17 protein-coding genes and 1 tRNA gene are annotated in these 21,308 nt (G+C 32.5%); 5 read left to right on the top strand and 13 right to left on the bottom strand.

Annotated elements, in window-relative coordinates; genetic code table 11:
* Window positions 1-87 precede the first annotated feature (87 nt).
* The 3 genes from ACODR7_RS03335 (at window position 88) to ACODR7_RS03325 (ending at window position 3,406) form a co-directional block, all read left to right on the top strand.
* Complete coding sequence (locus tag ACODR7_RS03335; RefSeq protein ID WP_488837267.1) at window positions 88-1,569, top strand: helix-turn-helix domain-containing protein; 1,482 nt, start codon at window positions 88-90, stop codon at window positions 1,567-1,569.
* A 316-nt stretch (window positions 1,570-1,885) separates the two neighbouring features.
* Window positions 1,886-2,539 (top strand): ComF family protein, encoded by a 654-nt coding sequence (locus ACODR7_RS03330; protein WP_488837266.1) that lies wholly within the window; start codon window positions 1,886-1,888, stop codon window positions 2,537-2,539.
* Between the two features lie 180 nt (window positions 2,540-2,719).
* Complete coding sequence (locus ACODR7_RS03325) at window positions 2,720-3,406, top strand: alpha/beta fold hydrolase (protein ID WP_488837264.1); 687 nt, start codon at window positions 2,720-2,722, stop codon at window positions 3,404-3,406.
* Here the strand turns inward: ACODR7_RS03325 and upp are convergent, their stop codons facing one another.
* A complete protein-coding gene (gene upp, locus ACODR7_RS03320) occupies window positions 3,407-4,057 on the bottom strand; it encodes a uracil phosphoribosyltransferase (RefSeq protein ID WP_062676151.1) in 651 nt (216 codons plus the stop codon).
* Between the two features lie 163 nt (window positions 4,058-4,220).
* On the bottom strand, window positions 4,221-5,531 hold the full coding sequence (gene der / locus ACODR7_RS03315; protein ID WP_076596391.1) for a ribosome biogenesis GTPase Der: 1,311 nt from the start codon (window positions 5,529-5,531) through the stop codon (window positions 4,221-4,223).
* 375 nt (window positions 5,532-5,906) lie between these two features.
* Between der and ACODR7_RS03310 the strand changes: the two genes are divergently transcribed.
* Window positions 5,907-5,977 (top strand) — tRNA-Gln (locus ACODR7_RS03310).
* Window positions 5,978-6,168: 191 nt separating this feature from the next.
* On the opposite strand, the gene ACODR7_RS03305 is transcribed toward ACODR7_RS03310, so the two are convergent.
* The 10 genes from ACODR7_RS03305 to ACODR7_RS03260 form a co-directional block, all read right to left on the bottom strand.
* Complete coding sequence (locus tag ACODR7_RS03305; protein WP_488837261.1) at window positions 6,169-7,494, bottom strand: beta-barrel domain-containing protein; 1,326 nt, start codon at window positions 7,492-7,494, stop codon at window positions 6,169-6,171.
* Entirely contained in the window at window positions 7,487-9,682 is a 2,196-nt protein-coding gene (locus tag ACODR7_RS03300; protein WP_488837259.1) for a peptidase domain-containing ABC transporter, read from the bottom strand. Before ACODR7_RS03300 ends, ACODR7_RS03305 begins: the two co-directional genes overlap by 8 nt.
* Window positions 9,666-11,102, bottom strand: coding sequence for a hypothetical protein (locus ACODR7_RS03295; RefSeq protein ID WP_488837257.1), 1,437 nt, complete (start codon window positions 11,100-11,102; stop codon window positions 9,666-9,668). The genes ACODR7_RS03300 and ACODR7_RS03295 overlap by 17 nt, the downstream gene beginning before the upstream one ends.
* 2 nt (window positions 11,103-11,104) lie before the next feature.
* Entirely contained in the window at window positions 11,105-12,268 is a 1,164-nt protein-coding gene (locus ACODR7_RS03290; protein ID WP_488837255.1) for a hypothetical protein, read from the bottom strand.
* Window positions 12,265-12,972: a C39 family peptidase gene (locus ACODR7_RS03285; RefSeq protein WP_488837253.1), complete on the bottom strand. Its 708-nt coding sequence runs from the start codon at window positions 12,970-12,972 to the stop codon at window positions 12,265-12,267. The genes ACODR7_RS03290 and ACODR7_RS03285 overlap by 4 nt, the downstream gene beginning before the upstream one ends.
* 228 nt (window positions 12,973-13,200) lie before the next feature.
* Window positions 13,201-13,719 (bottom strand): hypothetical protein, encoded by a 519-nt coding sequence (locus ACODR7_RS03280; RefSeq protein ID WP_488837251.1) that lies wholly within the window; start codon window positions 13,717-13,719, stop codon window positions 13,201-13,203.
* Between the two features lie 3 nt (window positions 13,720-13,722).
* Entirely contained in the window at window positions 13,723-14,265 is a 543-nt protein-coding gene (locus ACODR7_RS03275) for a hypothetical protein (RefSeq protein ID WP_488837249.1), read from the bottom strand.
* Between the two features lie 5 nt (window positions 14,266-14,270).
* Entirely contained in the window at window positions 14,271-14,804 is a 534-nt protein-coding gene (locus tag ACODR7_RS03270) for a hypothetical protein (RefSeq protein ID WP_488837247.1), read from the bottom strand.
* Between the two features lie 20 nt (window positions 14,805-14,824).
* Window positions 14,825-15,466 carry a DUF6973 domain-containing protein gene (locus ACODR7_RS03265; RefSeq protein ID WP_488837245.1) on the bottom strand — a complete coding sequence of 214 codons (642 nt, stop codon included), beginning with the start codon at window positions 15,464-15,466 and terminating at the stop codon, window positions 14,825-14,827.
* A 6-nt stretch (window positions 15,467-15,472) separates the two neighbouring features.
* On the bottom strand, window positions 15,473-16,792 hold the full coding sequence (locus tag ACODR7_RS03260; protein WP_488837243.1) for a TolC family protein: 1,320 nt from the start codon (window positions 16,790-16,792) through the stop codon (window positions 15,473-15,475).
* A gap of 546 nt (window positions 16,793-17,338) precedes the next feature.
* Here ACODR7_RS03260 and ACODR7_RS03255 point away from each other — a divergent pair.
* Window positions 17,339-18,667 carry an IS4 family transposase gene (locus ACODR7_RS03255; RefSeq protein ID WP_488837241.1) on the top strand — a complete coding sequence of 443 codons (1,329 nt, stop codon included), beginning with the start codon at window positions 17,339-17,341 and terminating at the stop codon, window positions 18,665-18,667.
* Here the strand turns inward: ACODR7_RS03255 and katG are convergent.
* Window positions 18,664-20,943: a catalase/peroxidase HPI gene (katG, locus tag ACODR7_RS03250; RefSeq protein WP_488837239.1), complete on the bottom strand. Its 2,280-nt coding sequence runs from the start codon at window positions 20,941-20,943 to the stop codon at window positions 18,664-18,666. The genes ACODR7_RS03255 and katG overlap by 4 nt on opposite strands.
* Window positions 20,944-21,308: the final 365 nt, after the last annotated feature.

Raw genomic sequence — 21,308 nt, 5'->3', positions numbered from 1 at the left:
AAAATTTTCACAAATAGCGAACGTTCGCTAAATTTATTTTAAAATTTATTATGCGAATAATCGCATCTAATTATTTATATTTGAGTAATGAATTCAGAAAGCGACTTTATCAAAACAGTTTTCGGGCTAAAACTGAAACAGCAGAGACAAAAGAAAAACTGGTCTCTGCAGGATCTTGCTGTAAAGACAGGATTATCAAAATCTTACCTCAACGAAATTGAAAACGGGAAAAAATATCCCAAACACGATAAAATCATCCAGCTTTCTGAAGCGCTCAACTGCACTTTTGATGATCTGGTTTCTACCAAGCTTGATAAAAGTCTTGCCCCTTTCAATGAAATTCTGCAGTCTGATTTCTTTAAAGAAGTTCCTCTGGAACTTTTTGGAATCAATAAGAACAACCTCATCAGCATCATCAGCGATGCTCCTAAAAAAGTAACTGCTTTTATCAATGCCCTGATCGAAATTTCTCAGAATTATAATCTGGGAAAAGAAAGATTTTATTTTGCGGTATTAAGATCATTTCAGGAATTGTATGACAATTATTTTCCGGAAATTGAAGAAAAGGTAGATTTGTTTACACAGGAAAATCAGTTAAAAATCAAGAAAAGTTTAAAGTCTGATATTCTGGAGAAAATTCTTGCAGAAAAATTCAGCTACACCATTCAGTCGGAAGATTTTGAAAAATATGGAACTCTGGATAATCTGCGATCTCTTTTTATTCCGGAGAAAAAACTTTTGCTTCTGAATCAAAAACTGGAAAAGGATCAGAAAACATTCATCCTCGCTAAAGAAATCGGCTTCAATGTACTGGAATTAAAAAATCGTCCCAATACGTATTCATGGCTTGACTTCGGAAGTTTTGAAGAGATTCTGAACAACTTTTACGCCTCTTATTTTGCAGGAGCATTACTTATTTCCAAAGAACCCGTCATTGAAAAAACTTCAGAATTTTTCCAGCAGAATACATGGGAATCTAAAAATTTTGAGGCTCTGATCGACAGCTTCACCCACTCTCCTGAAACGTTTTACTATCGGCTGACCAACATCCTCTCGGCTGAAATGGGAATTAAAGATCTTTTTTATTTATGTCTGGTAAAAAAGAAAAACTCGGATAAAATTCAGATTTTAAAAGAGCTTCATCTTAATCATCAACAGGCTCCTCATGCGAATGCAATGAACGAACATTACTGCAGAAGATGGATTGCTGTAAAAAATCTTGGTGATTTAAAAGAAAATGAAACCCTTACGGATGCTCAGATTTCTCATTATAAAGATCAGGGAATAAGCTATCTGGTAATTTCCACTTCACAAAAAAATCCTTTTTCAGATGGAAGTAACAGAAGTTATTGCCTGGGGATTTTACTGAACTCTCAAACGATTAAAAAAATAGGTTTTATCAAGTCTCCATCTTTAAAAACCATCAATGTAGGGGTTACCTGCGAATCATGCAGTATTGCCGATTGTGAAGTGCGACAGGCAACGCCTGTAAGGCTGGAAAAGGAACATTTTAATTTGAGTATGAAGAATGCTGTAGAGAAAATCAGGAAAACGTTTGAAGATATTTAAAAAGTGAATTGTGAATTGTCAATACGCTTCGCTTGTGAGTTTTTATATGAGGTTCGGGATGCGAGATTAAGGTTTGTGAATAATAGATTTGCTGTTGAAATTCACGGGTAAGTTATTTTCTAAACGCGGTGTTCACAAAGTTTTCTATACTATTTAATAGCTTTTGGGTCGCTATGGCGTTCCACTCAGCAACGAAAAAATGCCTTTGCGAACCAAATATAAATTAGTTCATAAAATTCGCGAACAATAATAATTCACTATTGACATTGCGAAGCAAAAATTGACAATTATTTTCATATCTTAGTAAAAACACACTATGATATTAGATATATTGTTTCCTAACCGCTGCATTCACTGCAGCAGAATCATCGATCCTGAACTTTTGGTTTGTGATCTTTGTTTCAGCCAGATTCATTTTACCCATTACAATTATTTTGAAAATAATCCGGTTAAGGAAAAATGCAGTTTATTCTTTCCGGTTGAAAACGCATTCGCTTTAATACAGTTTGAAAAGGAAGGTTTAAGCCGTCAGATTATTCACGATCTGAAATATAGAAGCAGGGAAAAAGCAGGAAAAATCTTAGCCGATTGGACAGCAGAACGACTTGATCTCAAAGATAATTTCCCTGACCTTTTAGTAAGTATACCGCTTCATCCAAAGAAACTGAAGAAAAGGGGATATAACCAGCTTCATTTGTTTACCGAAACTTTATCTTCATTTTATAACATTCCTTTTGATCATCAATTAATTAAACGAAATCATTATTCTAAAGCACAGGCCTTAAAAGACAAGAAACACAGACTGGAAACTGTCAATACATTCTCCACAACCAAGCCTGTTACCGGAAAGCATATTCTACTGATTGATGATGTTTTCACTACAGGAAATACGGTTTCATCAGTGGCATGGGAGATTTTAAATGCCGGAGATAATAAAGTAAGTGTTTTAGTGATGGCTGAGGATGTTTGATATGGGAACGGATGCGAGTTTCGGGGTACGAGTTTCGAGTTTCGGGTTTCGGGATTTTCTGTGCGGAGAAATAATCAAAAATATTTTTAAACCCAAAAACTCTCAAACACTCTTACACTTCCGCCTCATCCATTTTCACGATTCAATTCTTTTTCCTAATTTTCAGAAAACTATACAACTATGCCCAATCTGATTTTACTGCACGGAGCTTTAGGTCACAGCGACATTTTCAAACCTTACCTGAATGTCCTGTCATCCTATTTTACAGTTCATACTCCTCTTTTTTCAGGACATGGAGACCAGGAACTTCCGGCTGGCGGTCTCAGTATTAAAAAGTATGTCCAGGAATTATCCGAGTATTGTAAAGTGAATCATCTGACAGATGTATCTATTTTCGGGCACAGCATGGGTGGTTATGTCGCACTTTGCTACGCAATGGAAAATCCTGACAATGTAAATTCTGTTATAACACTGGGCACAAAGTTCGACTGGACTGAAGAACAGGCTTTAAAAGAAAGTAAGATGCTTAATCCGGATGTTATTCTTGAAAAAATTCCGCAGTATGCCCAGCTTTTAGAATCACAGCACGGAAGAAAGTGGAAACAGCTTCTTCCTGGTATTGCTGATTTAATGATTGATTTAGGTAAAAATCCTCCTCTGGAAAATAATTTTGCTACGATTACCACTCCCGTTCAAATCATGGTGGGTGATAAAGATAATATGGTAACGCTGGAAGAGAGTTCAAGGGTTTACAGAAGCCTTCCAAATGCAAAACTGGCCGTACTTCCGGATACAAAGCATCCTATGGATAAAGTACGACCTGATTTATTATTGAACTTAATAAAAGATTTCTGGAATCTTTCTTAATTATCGCTGAAGTTTTTCTCCGTAGCTCAAATCTCCGGCATCTCCCAATCCTGGTGTGATATACCCTTTTGAAGTTAAGTGTTCATCAATTGCTCCTACCCAGATATGAGCTTCAGGATATGCATTCTGAACAGTTTCAACTCCCTGTTTCGATGCAATGGCTGCAACAATATGAAGCTGGGTTGGATTTCCGTTGGTCAGCAAATCTTTGATGGCTTCAATAAGAGAAGCTCCTGTAGCCAGCATTGGGTCTGCTACGATTAGCGGTCTGCCTTCAATGCTTGGGCACGTAAGATAATCCTGTTTGATTGAGAAATAATCGTTGGCATCATGTTTTCTGTAAGCTGCCACAAAACCGCAGTCTGCTCTGTCTAAATAGTTCAGGATTCCTTCGAATAATGGAACACCTGCCCTTAAAATAGTTGTAATAACCGGTTGTACAGCTATTTCCCTGCTTTTTATCGTATCTAAAGGAGTTTGAATTTCAACTTCTCTGTACTCCAGTCCTTTACTGATTTCAAAAGCGGCAATCTCCCCGATTCTTTCCATATTCCTTCTGAATCTCATTCGGTCATGCTGGATCGTAACGTTTCTAAGTTCGTTAATCCATTCGTTGACAAGAGAAAAGTGTTGCGATAAAATAGTAAGCATGAAAATTTTATTTTTAATTTCAGTTAATTGATATTAATTGCCACAAAATTACAACTAAAAAACGAATTGAAAGATCGGACTGAAAGAGAAAGTCTGGTTTGGTGATATAAAAATCTCCGGCAAGCTTCGCTTGCCGGAGATTTTTGATGAACATCTGTTCTTGTTATTTTTGTCTGAAATAGACTTCAATCGGAACTCCGGTAAACCCGAATTCTTTTCTCAGCTGATTTTCAGTAAATCTTTTATAAGGTTCTTTCACATACTGTGGAAGGTTACAGAAAAATACAAACTGTGGTGACGGCGTAGGAAGCTGAACACAATATTTGATTTTGATATACTTTCCTTTCAATGCCGGTGGTGGTGTATTTTCGAAGATCGGAAGCATTACTTCATTCAGTTTTGAAGTTTTAATTTTCTTCTTACGGTCTTCATAAACCTCCATGGCAACTTCTACAGCTTTCAGGATTCTTTGCTTCGTTAAAGCTGAAACGAATAGGATTGGAATATCCTGGAACTGACCGATTTTATCTTTGATTGACTTTTCAAAATCACGCATCGTATTAGTCTGCTTATCTTCGATCAAATCCCACTTATTAACAAGGATTACAATTCCTTTTCTGTTTTTCTGAGCCAGTCCGAAGATGTTCATATCCTGAGATTCCCATCCCTGTGTAGCATCTACCATGATGATCACAACATCAGAATATTCAATAGAACGGATTGATCTCATTACAGAGTAGAATTCAAGATCTTCGCTTACCTTCGACTTTCTTCTCATCCCTGCGGTATCTACCAATACAAACTCGTGTCCGAATTTATTATATAAAGTCTGGATACTGTCTCTTGTGGTTCCTGCGATATCGGTTACGATATTTCTTTCAACATCCAATAAGGCATTGGTCATTGTAGATTTTCCAACGTTTGGACGACCCGCAATCGTAATTTTAGGAAGTCCTTCAAATGGATCTTTATATTCTGTAGTAGGAAAATCTTTAACGATATCATCTAATAAATCTCCTGTTCCGGAACCTGTAGCCGAAGAAAGTGTATAATATTTATCAATTCCTAACTGATAGAATTCTGTTGCAGGAAGCTCTTCCTTTGCAGAATCTACTTTATTGATAACGATGTAAATAGGTTTGTTGGATCTTCTAAGAAGTCTGTAAATCTCGTGGTCTGTATCAGTAAGCCCTTCTTCAACATTCATCATAAAGATAATAGAAGTGGCTTCATCCACCGCTAATTGTACCTGTTTACGGATTTCTTCTTCGAAGATATCATCTGTACCTACATCATAACCTCCGGTATCAATTACCGTAAAGTCTACTCCGTTCCAGTCTGATTTCCCGTAGTGACGGTCTCTGGTAACACCAGCTGTAGAATCTACAATAGCTTCTCTTCTTTCTAATAAACGGTTAAAAAGCGTGGATTTTCCTACGTTGGGACGTCCAACGATTGCGACAATATTTGACATAAAAAATGTTTAATAATCCTTTTACTTTGCTCAAGGATATGTTATTAATGGGTTACTCCAACTTTTGGAGCCCAATTTTTTTGCAAAGATAAGGTTTTATTATTTAACGTCACTTTAAGGATGGAAGCTGGAAGAAGGAGGATGGAAGTCACTATCTATGGGAAATTCATAAGAGTCATTCTCTTTAAAACTGAACAGACAATATCTGGAATGCAGCTATTCTCCTTATAAAAACAGATTATTTTTAAATTTTTATTAAAAAATAATTATTTGTATATCAATAAGTAAAGGGATTTACACTCTCATTATGTTAATTAATCTTTACTTTAGATTTTCATATTTAAAATAATTTCTATAATTTCGCGGCATAGAAACAGACCCATGGTGTAGCGGTAACACTACTGATTTTGGTTCAGTCATCTGGGGTTCGAATCCCTGTGGGTCTACAAACCATCCTTTTTCAAGGGTGGTTTTTTGTTTTTTTATATTCTTATAATGAATGTTTCAATTGTCATTAGTCAAGATTCGTATGTGAAGTGCTCAATTTTTAAGACATAATTATTATATAACAATGATAAGCTGCATTCATTTGGGTTGAAATAAAAAATAAATGTCTTTAATTCAATTATAGTCCTTATTACCTCTTTTCAGATTTAGCCTTTTCTTTTTCTTTGTTAAAATAATTATCATCTTTTTCAAATAAGTTAGTGATTTTAGAAAACAACTTGGATAATAAACTTCTTTTATTTGTGACAATTTCTGCCTGTCCTACCATATTTTTTGATAAAACAAGAGCATTTCCTGTATCACTTTTCAATCCAATGGGTAATTCAACAAGGATTAAATAATAATTTTGAGTTGGTATCAAAGAGATGGATTGTATTTTACCTTCCAATTTACCATATTCCTGATAGGGGAATGAGGCTAGTTTTATAGATACAGTTTGTCCTATCTTGATTTTACCAGCTCCCATTGGAGGAACAAATAATTGTGCAACATATTTATTATTGTCTGGAAGGACACTAAATATAGGTTCACCTTGCTTAATAAACTGATTAGACGAAATAAATTGCATCATATCAACAGTTCCATCAATAGGCATTTTTACAACATGTCTGGATTCCCAAAGATTAATATTTTGAAGTAGTTGATTATATGTATTTATGAGTTTAAATTCTAAATCAGATATATTAATCTTTTTTTGGGTATTAAGCACATTAATATTCCCTTTATTATCAGAAATATTAAGACTATTCTCTACATCCCTAGCCTCGTAATTTTTAAGATTTTCATTTTCTTTTAGATAATTTCTTTTGGAGTTCTCATATTCAACCTTGGTAATTAATCCTTTTGCCATTAATAAAGAATCATCCCTATATCTACTTTTTAATAAAGCAATCTCATTTCTTTTAACATTTTTGATTTCATTTCTTTTAGAAATCATTTCAAGATACTTGAAATTTTGTTTATTTAACACTTCCTTTCTTGCATCATTCTCATTGTACCCCTTTTCTCTTTCAATGCTGTATAAAGTATTCAGTAAACTAAAAAAAGGTTCTTCCAATTCTCCTAAATCATAATTTGAAGCAAAAGATAAAGCAGAGGATTTCAGAGAATATAAATTATCAGCATATTTTAACAATACTTTTTTTAATTCCAAAATATCATCTTCATTGGATGGGTTTTCCATAATAGCAAGATAATCTCCTTTCTTCAAAAATTTATGTGGATAAAACTTTTTGAATATAATTTTACCTGAATTTTGCGACAATATTTCTATTGGTGGCTTTTCTGCTGTTACTCGTGCTTCTCCTATTACAATTTCGGGAGATTTTATTAGTTGTAATAAGATTATTGCTGTAGCTATAATTGCAACTAATGAGTAAAATAAAATTGAATTGAATTTTGGGAATTTAGAAATGGCATCATCAAATTCTTCTGAATAAATAGTTTTCTTATTCATGGTTTTCTAAAATCATTTGGTTTTTAAATAGCTTATAATAATACCCTTTTTTATTGAGCAATTGTTCCTCATTTCCCATCTCTACAATGCTCCCGTTATTCATAACAATTATACCATCTGCTTTTTTAATAGTTGCAAGTCTATGGGCAATAAGTATTACTGTTTTTCCTTCGAAGGATTTATTAAGATTATCCACTAAAATATTTTCATTAATAGAATCTAAAGAATTGGTTGCTTCATCTAAAAATAGAAATTCAGGGTTTTTGTATAATGCCCTCGCAATCATTAGTCTTTGTTTTTGTCCTTCACTTAAACCTCGTCCATTTTCTCCCATCATTGTATTTAGTCCAGAAGGCAATGTATTTATTTCATTTAATAGATTTACTTGTTGTAGTACTTCGTTCAGTTTATTCTGATTATAATCACTTCCCAAAACAATATTATCCTTTATTGATTCTTTGAATGCTTCTGCTCCCTGATTTACTACTCCAATATTCTTCCTCCATTCGTTAATATCAATAGAGTTCATATTGATATTTCCAATAAAATAATCTCCTTGAGTAGGGGTATACAATCGTGTTAAAATTTTCAATAATGTTGTTTTGCCACTTCCACTTGCCCCAACAATAGCTGTAACTTTTCCCTCAGGAATAACCAAAGAAATGTTATTCAGTATATAATTTGCAGCATTGTTATATTTGAAATAAATATTTTTTAAAAAGATTGTTTTATTTGTGGGCAATTCTCTTGCTGTAACATCCTCTTCAACCTGCTCCTCAGGGGTATTACTGGAATCATTCATTCTGGTAAAACTTATGTATGCCATTTGATAGGATGAAATAAATTTTGTTATTTCTAATAGAGGGCTTCTCAGCTGCCCTAATATGTATTGAATTGCTATTAGCATACCAATGGTAATTTCTCCTTCTATTACATAATAAACAGAGACAAATGTTAAAACAACATCAGATATTGTATTGATAAGGTTTGCACCAAGAGTATCTATTTGGTTAATTCTCAATACTTTTATTCCTAAATAGTATAACTTTACCTGAACTTTTTCCCATGACCACCTTTTTCCCTGCTCATAATTGTTATTCTTAATTTCCTGGATATGAGTTAAAAGTTCCATCCAGTGTGTATTATTCTTTGCTTTTAATGCAAAATAATTCATATCTAATTTTTTGCGGACATTCCAAAAAAACAGATTCCAGCACACATATAGTAACCCTCCAAAAAAGAAAATAAAAAGTATGATTGGTTGATATATAAAAAGTATTGTTCCAAAGACAAGAATATTTAAGATTGCTAATATGATGCTAAAAGCAGAGTTCATAATGAAATTTTCCATTCTTTCATAATCCAATGCTCTTTGAAAAATATCTCCTGATGATTTATTTTCAAAATAATTAACAGGAAGTTTTAACAATTTGATGATAAAGTTGGATAATATAGAAACCTTTATTCTTGAGGATATATGAATGTTAATAGATTGCCTAATCCAACTACCAATACTAACACTTATGACTAATACAATATTTGCTATCAAAAGCATTGAAATAAAGCCATAATCTTTAGAAGATATTCCAGTATCAACTATAGATTGAGTGATAAAAGGTATTGCAGACTGAATTAATGTCAGAATAACCATTGTAGCCAATAATTGATAAACTTGTGTTTTATAGGGGGATAGGTGGCTTATAAAATAATTAAATGCATAGACATTGGTGGGATTTAAAGAGGGTTTTATTTCGTTAAACTTATCAGTCCGTTCTAATAATAATAAAATTCCTTTTTTTGTCTCATCCTTTTCATAATTGAGCCATCCCTCTAAAAATTCTTTATGCGAGTATTTTACAAGACCAACTTTTGGGTCTGAAATATATACAGTGTTCTTAGTGATTTTGTAAATGACCACATAATGATTGTTTCTCCAATGTGCAACACACGGAAGAGGAATGTTTCCTATCAGTTTTTCAAATTCAACTTTTACTGGTAAAGACTTTAGCCCTAATCTTTCAGAAGTAAGCCCTAATTCATATAATGAAAGTCCTTCTTTTGATACTGATGATAAATCTCTAATGTCCTGAATAGAAAAGAATTTACCATAATATTTGGAAATAATTTGAAGACAAGAAATTCCACAATCTTTGCTATCTAATTGTCTGTAATTAGGAAAATTTTTCATTAAATTTGTGTTTTAAAATATGCAGATAATAGAATTTTTCATGATCTTTACTTAAAAAGACGCTTAATATTCTGTCTAAAATTTGCAAATGTACTAATTGAGGAATTTTTTCTATCGGTTTAAAATCAATTATTATTTCTAAAATCAGTTCAAATCTTTTTGCCAAAGCATTTTCAATATTCTTGTTAGATTTTATAAATTTGTCTTCTATCTTTTGACTGTTGTTATTTAAAAAGTTTGACATTTTGGCTTTGGAATCTATCTTTATCAAATAGAAATTATATAAATCATCAATAGTAATTTCCGAATAACCAAAGAAGTCTGTTATTATTCTGAAAATTATTTTTTCTTTGTCTAATTCTTTACGTGATTGTATCTTATTAATCAAAGAAAACATAAGTTCATTTACAATTAATTCATTATCAACACCCATAAATTTTATTTCAGGATAACAAAAAATATTATTATAGGGAAATGTAAAATTATAATCTTTGAAAATGCTTTGAAAAAATATTATCCATTCTTTCTTTTCTCTCTCTATGCTTAGATTTGTATTATCAATTACTACGTAACATCCCTCTTTTTCCTGATTTTCTTCATCAACTTGATAAATGAAAAATTTCAAATCTATATTTTGCGTTTTAATTTTTTCAATAATATCTACTATTTGATTAAACTTGAATGTATTCTCAATATAGCATACTAATGATTTTTGAGTGTAATCATCCAAAATAAAATTGTTTGAATATTTTTCATTTGCTGAAATTGAATATTGAGTAATTAATTCTGTAATAATTTTTTCAAAATTTATTTTATCCCCTTTTTGTAAATATTCAATAAGTTTTGAAACATTTGGCACTTCATTGGGAAAGTTTTGGAAGAAATATTTATTCTTGCTTTTTTCTGTTTTCAGATATACTCCCCTTTTTAAAAGAAAAAAATCAACAAATAAGGAAATGATTCTTGAGGCTTGTAAAAAATTTTCTACTGTAAAGGCAGAAGCCTGTTTAATGGGTTGTAAATAATCTTTGATTTTAAACTTCACTTCATTTAAATCAAAACTAATTACTTCTGCTGAAGCATTAGGGACATATCCAATTACATAATCTCTTATTTGTAAAAGTTCTTTGGCTTCATCTCTGATTATAATCCCTGTTTTAAAGGCATGAGCAAGAAAATTCCCCTGCTTAAAATGTTTAGCTATAATATTTATTATTTCAGAAGAATTTATTTTAATGGTATTAAAAGCAAAATTATTATGAAAAAAACTCTCTGTTGATGAAAATGAAAATTTGTAGCTAATCAACAATAGATCTATATCATTTGCTTTCTCTTTTTTTTCTGAGTAACTACCAAATAATATGCAGCCTTCTATTGAAGGGAAATAATTATTTAAAAAAGATTCTACCTCTTGATACATAATTATTGCTTTTTACAGCCACATTCAGAAAGTATCTGAGTAACATATTGATTAAAAGTAGGTAGATTCTTTTCGTTTTTTGTATCTGAAATTACACCATCACTTATTAACTTTTCTTTTCCATAAATAATTCTTTTTATATTAGTAAAATTACTATTTGAATGTATTTCTTGTGGAAAATGAATATCTAAATAATTTTTATAGTCACTAAATTGCCTTTCTGATAATATTTCTAAAAGATAATTAGTAAAATTGATATTATATATCATAAATCCAAAAAAACGATTATTATTTTCAATATTTCCCATTTTTTCTTTATCTTTCTGAAAAGCATCTTGAATCTTTCTTTTTAAATCATTGTTATTGCTAATATTTGAACCTTGTTCAGAAAAGATATTCTGCCAATATTTACTTGGGTAAAAGTGAAAGTCTATTATATTTCTTATTTGTTTCTCCTGATTTATACTAAGTCCTTTTGTAGCAAAATTTAATTGAGTAATAAACTTGTTAAAAACTAGTACAGAATCCTTTGGGCAGTTATATTCATAAGCTACATAGTAGTTTTTAATTCCCTCATTTATACTTTCTAAAGTCAAATTTCCCCTAAGTGAATCTTGTTTTACATAATCTCTATACTTTTCATAACTCCCATATTTATTTTCAATTAAATCATCAATCTTATTGTATTTTTTTTCATCAACAATGAAATTATTTAAATTATCTTCTGATAAAAAACAATTATATATACTACCCAAAAAGGAGAACTCTCTTGTAAGATATAATGTTTTGAAATTCTTATTATTCTTTATGAAAAGTTTGATGCTTTTAGCATAACTGCTTTCTTGAAAAAGCATTGTTGTTTTTCCTGAAAAAGAGTGAAATAAGTTTTCTTGATACCAAATCAGAAACGCATCGTTATTTTTTTCTATATCATTCTTTTTTTCTCGAATATAATTTAATCTATATATTGGATATATTTTGGCATTTTGAAAAAAAGTATTTTCATCTGACATTTCGATTTTTGGAATTCCTATGATTTTTTTTCCTTTTGCAAAAGAATTCACACCTTTATAAATAGCTTCTTTTTGCACCTTTGTTTGTGCTGAAAAAAATACTACTGTTAAAAAAATAACAGTAGTATATATTTTTGCTAATATTTTTATCATTTTGCTCCAGTAATTTCAAATAAACCTCCATATAAATTTATATCACTTTGAGAAACCGTATCGTATCCATTAGCAGATGACGATTGAGAATTAGCAATCGTAAATGTTCCTGCATCATTATCATATCCTACTATTACAACCTCATGACCAACATTAGCTTCTGCACCTAGATTTGCTATCACAACATTATTATTATCAATTGCTCCTGTAATTGCTCCAACATTAGACATTAGAGGATTTGTATCTAAAACAGTATTAACAGCTTGGATTGTTTGAGCATATGTCAAACCAGTAAACATCACATTAGCCATAGGTATGTTTAAACCCTGTGCAATTTGCAATGCAGCTTGAGCTCCTGTTAGTGCATGACTATTTGCTGTTGCTGCAAAAGCTATTGCATAGCTTACACATGCGCCACCAATTTGTTGCTCAACTGCTGCAGGAAGACCAGATACTGTATGAGGGTCACCTCCTCCATTGTTTCCACCACTTCCACCACCCCAATCACCAGGATAATCACCACCGCCATGAGTTGGGTCATAGCCCCAACCACCGCCATCATTTCCACCACTACCCCCATCCCAATGAATGACCACCTCTCCAATATTAGTGTAATCATACCAGTTTCCACCAATAATTTTTTTTGTTTCAATAGGATTTAGAACCTCTAAATCCAAATCACCTAATTGTGTTTTTGTTTTCATGAAATTGTTTAAAATATTAAGTTAAATTTGTCAATTTTCAATTTTAGCAGATATAAATTATCTTTCAATTTATCGCATTCAATCGACAAATTGATATTTTCATAAATTTGATTTTTATATTGTAATGTTGTTTTCCTGCCTAATAATAGCAATCGTCTGCAGTAAACGGGATTTATTTATTATTTTTGTATTGTTAATACTGAGGATTTTATAGATTGAGTTATCTATTTATTTTTTAATCCTCAACTCTAAAGAGGTAAGAGGTTGTCTAGGTTGTGTTTCAAATACAGCTTTTTCTTTGGGAATGACCGCATAAAACGAAGCATATCTATACTTTTCATTCTCTATTAAATCAATAAACTTATAAGCTTTTATCGTTTTAGAAGACTCAATCATTTTTCTATCTGGTAGAGACTCTTGAGTTATATAATGTACTACTTCTTTATTTTTAACAAAAAGTAATCGAACAGTTTCAATACGGTATCCACCTGTCTTGAACTCAAAAGGAGATTCAATTCCCAAGTCTTTTTTTAAATCTTGTCTATTAGAAAATGTATGCATAACAACAAGTGTATCCCAATCAAAACAAGTCACACTATTCTTTAGGTTTAAAATTTCTCCTATTTTATTTTCCTTATTAGGTTTTGGAGACAGTTTGTTTTCCAACTTAACTAAACAATCAGGATTTGTCTGTCCGAATGAAAGAAAAGATAAAAATAATAACATCATATTTTTCATTATAATCATATATTATTCTTTTACTTTTATGCTCATTCCTGATTTAAGGGCTTTTTCGATTTCTTCATCTTTATCTCTAAGAACTTTAGGATACACTTCAAATACAGCTTCTTCTCTAGGGATTTTTACTAAACCATTAATGCTATTATCTATTAAATTAACAAAATGATAGGACTTTATAGATTGGGCAGTTTCAAAAGCTTTTCTATCTACAGAACTTTTTTGAGATATATAGTATACAACTGTATTGTTTTTTACAAACAAAAGTCTGGCAACACTGTCATGCTGAAACCTATCATCATAATAATTCAAAGGTATAATAATGCCTAACTTCTCTATATACTCTTTAGGTGTGCTCGCCATTACAACAACCAATGTGTCCCATTCAAAACAGCTAGCATTATTTTTTATATTAATAATTTCTCCTATTTTATTTTCCTCATTTACTTTTGGAGATAATATTTCTTCCAGCTTTACCAAACAATCTGGATTACTTTGTCCTTTACATGAAAAGGTAGATAAAAAGAAAAGTATTACTTTAAAAATTTTCTTCAATATGTTTATTCCTTAACTTTTATACCTAAACCATACTTAGGATTTGTAATTTCTTTACCATTTTCATCATGATAAATCATAGGATAAGTTTCAAAAACGGCCTTTTCTTTAGGGATTTTTGCATAGCCACCATTGCCATAATTATTAAGTAATTGAATAAAGTTGTATGCTTTGATAGATTTTGCTTGGTCAAAAGTTTCCCTACTTACTGTTGGTTTTTGCAGTATATAATGTACTACTGTATTATTCTTTACAAATAACAACATAGCTGTACTATCTGCTCCCCAACTGTAATTATAATCAAAAGGTATTTTAATTCTTAAAGTCTTTTCTGTCATTTCCTTGTTGCTAATAGCCATTTGCACTATTAAAGTGTCCCATTCGAAACAATCAGCATCATTCCTTAAGTTTATGACTTCTCCCATTTTATTTTCTTCATTTACTTTTGGGGACAATTTTTCTTCCAAATTAACCAAACAATCTGGATTATTTTGTCCTTTGCAAGAAGAAAAAGACAAAAAAGATAATATTACAAACATTGTAAATTTGAAGCTGTACATTATGGATGAGTTTTAATGTTACCGTATTGGCTTGTCCCACTATTTACAGCATTCCAAAAATCATTTAAAAATTGCTGCATATTAGTGCCTGGATCTCCATTTTGCGAATACCAATTAAATCCCCATTGATTATTATGTAAATCCATGGCATTGTCTGGACCAGGGTTTGCTGTTTCATGAAGTGTATGAAACTCTTTAGCCTTATCAAGACCTAAATCAGCTGCATCTAATGCAGACCACATTGCATGCCTTAAAGCATCATAAACGTTGTCTGCTTGATTTTGCCCATACATCAAAGCTACATTAGCATTTTGTCTCATAAGCCCTTTTTGTTCTCCAGTTGTATTTACAACAAGCCACCATAATTCTTGCGCCGAAGGAGTTTCAAGTATCCCATCCGCTGAAGAAGTATTACTTCCGCCTCCACTTCCACCATCCCAATCACCAGGATAATCCCCACCGCCATGAGTTGGGTCATAGCCCCAACCACCGCCATCATTTCCACCACTACCCCCATCCCAATGAATGACCACCTCTCCAATATTAGTGTAATCATACCAGTTTCCACCAATAATTTTTTTTGTTTCAATAGGAGTTAGAACCTCTAAATCCAAATCACCTAATTGTGTTTTTGTTTTCATAAGTGTTTAATGTTTTAAATTAAGTTCTTCTATTTTTAATTTTAGCAGATATAAATTATTTTTCAATTTTTCACGTTCAATTGATAAATTAATATTTTCATAAATTTGATTTTTATATTCTGATATTGTTTTTCTACCCAATAATAACAATTCTTTGTAGTTGTCCTTAAGTTTACTAGATATTATTATTTGTTGTTTCAATGATTGTATTTGAGCTTTTAAAGTCCAATAATAATTAATTAATTCATCTATAGCCTGCATTTTTCTATTTCTTTCTTCTTCAATTTTATATTTTAAATTCTCTTTTTCTACAAACGCTATGTTAGTTTTATCCCTTGAAATTCCCCAATCTAATATAGGGATTCTGATTCCTAAAGTAACAAATTGAGTTTGACGAGGAGTATTAAATAATTGTGAAATTTCATTTGCAGAAGAATTAAGCCCCAATCCAAGCTGAAGATTTAATGACATACTACCCTCTTTTTTTATTTTATCAAGATTTGCTTCTGCTTCCAACTCTTTTATTTTCCATTCTATATTATATCCGTTCTCTTCCATAATTTTAATTAGTTCTTCCTTATTAATGGTAAATTCTATTTCTTCGATACCTTCTAATAATATGGAATCTTGAATTTCAATGTTGGTTATTCTTTTTAATTGGCTTAACGAATTTTGATGTTCTATTTTATTAGCTTCCAAATAGCCTTTTAACTGTTCTAATGTTAATTCTGTTTGTTCCACATCTGTTTTAATGGCTCGACCATTTTTATACTTTTCATTTATTTCATTTAGCATAAACTTTACCTTATTCATATTTTCTTGTAATAAATGAGATTTTAATTGTGATGTTTCAGCATCAATATAAGATTTGGCTATATCATATTTCAATCGAATAATATTCTGATAATACTCAATTGAATCTTTCTTTTTTGTGAGAGTATTTATTTTTTTTTCCCATTTATAATTATTGTATCCATTAATTGATTGCTGATATGAAAGATTTACCCAATTACTAGAAAAATTAGTGTAATTGTTATTAAAATCTCTGGAATAATTTATTGAGTTTGATAAACTAATGGTACCTCCTGTAAAGGGTAAAAACTGGCTTGTATTAAGTCCGATGTTTGGATTCAAATAATTACGTTCAACAAATTTTATTGTTCCATCAGGCTGCACTACATCAGAAATAGCTCTTTGATAAGGCACGGAAGATGTTAATGTAACTTTAGGTAATAAAGATTTTCGAAAAAGACCATTTTGTATTTTTTTTATTTTGTATTCATTTGTATTAATTTTATATGAATAAGACTTATCAATGCTATTCATAAAAAAATCTATATTAACAGTATTCTGACAATATAGGTTCAGAGTATTTAATACTATTATAAACAATAATATTTTCTTCAAGTTATTTATGTGTTTTTTCAAAAATAGTAACAATTTAGAATCCCTCAACATTAAATAATAAAACAACATCAATTTAAACCAACTCTAAACAAAGATATTTCAACACATTTATAATAGTTAATGTTCTCATTCAAATAATTTACATAGGGTTTTAATGATAAAATAAACGCAATGCATTCTTTTTAATTTAAATAATAAAAGCTTAACCTTAGCTATTTTTTGTCTTTGTCATCTTTCGATTTTCTTTAGGTCTAAAAAACAATCCTTTTTAAAGGCTGGTTTTGGTTTTTACTTTATATCTGAAATTAATGGTAATACATTTGTGTTACATATTGTGATAAACAAAAAAGACAGCATCGCTGCTAGTCATGGTCGGAAGATTTTTTTCTTCCGACTTTTTGTTTTTCATCCGTTAAAGAATAGAGATAAGTGCCTGGTTTTTAATTTTTTATATTGTTTTATTGATTGAGATTTCATATCTTTATATCTGATAATCAATTATTTACGATATTTTTTAAAGACCACGAAATTTCTCTTAAACAGGTTTTAGAATTTATTCCCCAGGCACTTTTAAGCCATCTTTCTGCAAGTACCAAGGTAGATTATTACAGCAAGGTTCTGCATGGCAAAAAAATGTTTTATCTGCTTTTGTTTTGCATCTTTGATAATGAAAAACTAAGTCAAAGAACTTTAGAAGATACTTTTAACAGCAGCGGATTCAAAGCGTTGTTTAGTTTAGGAGAAGAAGAAAAAGTGCGAAGAAGTTCAATTTCAGAACGGCTATCCAAAATTGACTCCAATTATTTTAAAGAAATCTATGAACAGATCTATGAACAGTTTTCAAGTCTATATGACAAATCTGAAATCGAAAAATATAATCTGATCAGAGTGGATAGTACAATAGTTGCCGATACTTGTTCAAAGCTCAAAGAAGGGATCGATCAAAAAAGTGGAAAGAAGTTGGTGAAATTCAGTTTTTCTTTTGACGGAATTTTACCATCAGCTGTAGAGGTTTTTACGGGACAAAAATACTCAACAGAAGACAATGCTCTTGCTGAAGCTATTCTGAATCAGGTGAAGAAAGAAGAGCATCATTATAATATTTATATCATCGACAGAGGGATGCAGTCTACAAGAACGATGAAAGATTTTGAACAGAAGTGTCTGAAATTTATTATTCGTTCCAAAGAAAACAGAAAATTTGAAGAGATTGAATCTTTTCTTGAAACAGAAAACGCTCTAAAATGGGATGACTGGAAAGTGATTAAAGACAGCAAAGTGAGACTTTACACCGGAAAACCCATCCAAAACAAACGTGGAAATATCCATCATCGGGAAGAAAAAGTGGAAACACATTTTAGATTGCTTGTCATCAAAAATGAAAAAACAGGCAAAGAATTTTGGTTTGTAACCGACGAATTTGAACTTTCTGCAAAGGAAATATCAGATTATTATCGTAAAAGATGGGATATTGAGGTGTTTTTCAGGTTTATGAAACAAGAACTGAATTTAAGCCACCTTGTTTCGCTCAATAAAAATGGAATTGAAGTGATGGTTTACATGACCATGATTGCATCGATGTTACTGTTGATCTACAAAAAAGTAAATAATTTGGGATATAAAACCGCAAAAAAGAGAATAGCAATGGAACTTCGGGATATGATCACCGCTATTTTAATCGTATTTGTGGGAGGGGGATCCCACAAAAGTTTTCAAAACATAAAAAGGTCGGAATTTCTTCCGACCATGACTACATCACTACTGTCTTTTCCATTTTTCATTTTTACTTATTAAACCAGATCAAACCTATCCAGATTCATCACCTTCGTCCATGCTGCCACAAAGTCTTTTACAAACTTACCTTGTGCATCGGCGCTTCCGTATACCTCAGCAATGGCTCTCAATTCAGAATTAGACCCGAAAACAAGATCGGCACGGGTTGCTGTCCATTTAGGCTGACCTGTTTTTCGATCAGTTCCGATATACAGCTCTCTATCGTCTGACATTGCTTTCCACTGAGTTCCCATATCCAGAAGATTCACAAAGAAATCATTGGTAAGAACGCCCGGACGACTGGTGAATACACCATGTTTTGAACCGTCAAAGTTCGTATCCAAAGCACGCATTCCTCCTATCAGCACGGTCAGTTCCGGAGCGGTAAGGGTTAATAGCTGTGCTTTATCAATCAGTAAAGATTCTGTAGACACAGTGTATTTTCTTTTCAGATAATTTCGGAATCCATCAGCTGCAGGCTCAAGGTAGCCCATAGACTCTACATCCGTCTGTTCCTGAGAAGCATCCATTCTTCCCGGAGCAAAAGGAACTTTCACATCCTGACCTGCGTTTCTTGCAGCCACTTCAACAGCAGCATTACCGGCTAAAACAATAAGATCTGCCAATGATATTTTCTTACCTCCACTTTGAGAATCGTTAAATTCTTTTTGGATTCCTTCCAGAACAATTAATACTTTATTCAATTGTGAAGGATTGTTGACTTCCCAGTTTCTTTGAGGTTCCAGTCTGATTCTGGCTCCGTTGGCACCACCACGCTTATCACTTCCTCTGAAAGTAGAAGCAGAAGCCCAGGCTGTAGATATAAGTTCTGTATTGCTTAGTCCTGAATTTAAAACTTTTGTTTTCAACGCCTCCACATCATTTTCATTAACCAGTTCGTGGTTTACTTCCGGAATAGGATCCTGCCAGATCAGCTCTTCCTGTGGTACATCCGGTCCCAGATAACGGGCGCGTGGTCCCATATCTCTGTGTGTTAATTTAAACCATGCTCTGGCAAAGGCATCGGCAAACGCATCAGGATTTTCGTAGAAGTGTCTTGAAATTTTTTCGTATACAGGATCCAGTCTTAACGAAAGGTCCGTGGTAAGCATTGTTGGTTTATGTTTTTTGTCAGCATCAAATGCGTCAGGAATAATATCAGCTCCATCCTTAGCTACCCATTGGTGAGCTCCGGCAGGGCTTTTTGTTAATTCCCATTCATTTTCAAAAAGGTTTTTAAAGAAATAATTACTCCATTGAGTCGGAGTTTCTGTCCAGGTTACTTCCAGACCGCTGGAAATCGCGTCTCTTCCTCTACCAGACTTATACGTGCTTACCCATCCTAATCCCTGCTGTTCAATTCCGGCTCCTTCAGGTTCTTTTCCTACATGATCTGCCGGACCGGCTCCATGGGTTTTACCGAAAGTATGTCCTCCGGCAATCAAAGCAACGGTTTCTTCATCGTTCATCGCCATACGTCCGAAAGTATCACGGATGTCTTTGGCAGCAGCAATAGGGTCAGGATTTCCGTCCGGACCTTCAGGGTTTACATAAATAAGTCCCATTTGTACGGCAGCCAATGGATTTTCAAGATTTCTTGAATGAATATCTCCATCTGCATTATCATCAGCAGGAAGAACTGCCGAGTGACCTTCTTCTACTCCTTCCGAACCGTGGGCATACCGTAAATCCCCTCCAAGCCATGTTTTCTCAGATCCCCAATATACGTCGGAATCCGGTTCCCACACATCTGCACGTCCTCCCGCAAATCCGAATGTTTTAAAGCCCATGGATTCAAGAGCGATATTCCCCGTAAGGATCAGAAGATCTGCCCATGATATGTTTCTTCCATATTTCTGTTTGATCGGCCACAGCAATCTTCTTGCTTTATCAAGACTTACGTTATCAGGCCAGCTGTTTAAAGGTGCAAAACGCTGTTGTCCTGCTCCTGCTCCACCTCTTCCGTCTCCTACACGATATGTTCCGGCGCTGTGCCATGCCATACGGATAAACAAAGGACCGTAATGACCAAAGTCTGCCGGCCACCAATCCTGAGAATCTGTCATCAATGCATGAAGGTCTTTTTTTATTGCTTCCAGATCAAGGCTTTCAAATGCCTTGGCATAATCAAAATCCTTATCCATAGGATCTGAAAGGGAAGAATGCTGACGCAGAAGATCTACTCTAAGCTGATCCGGCCACCAATCAGAATTCTGAGTTCCTCCTCCTGCTACATTCTTCTTCATTGTTCCGTTGTGAAACGGGCATTTACTGATGTCATTCAAATCTTTTTCCATTGTCGTTTATTTTATTTTTTATGTTGATTAATACAGTTTCAATTTTCTGTTGTAAGAACATGACAAACCTACAACGTTTGGACGATAAATACAATCTATTAATTTTTATTTCAATGATAGTTAAAAACTATAAATCAATATTTTTAACGGCACAGCACCTGGACACAATTGTGGTATTAAGTTAGTCATTTTTCAGATTAACTTAAATAAAAACAGCAATATAGAATCCAATTTAGAATTACTCAACGTAAGAATTTAAAGGGGAAAGGAAGCTGGATGCTGGAAGGAGGAAGTTTAACAGCATCATGAAATATAAATTAAGAATTTCTAAAAAAATAAAAAAAACACCCTATTTCAAGACCCAC

The organism is Chryseobacterium sp. FG46, assembly GCF_057809135.1.
This window is presented reverse-complemented; position numbering and strand designations above follow the sequence as displayed.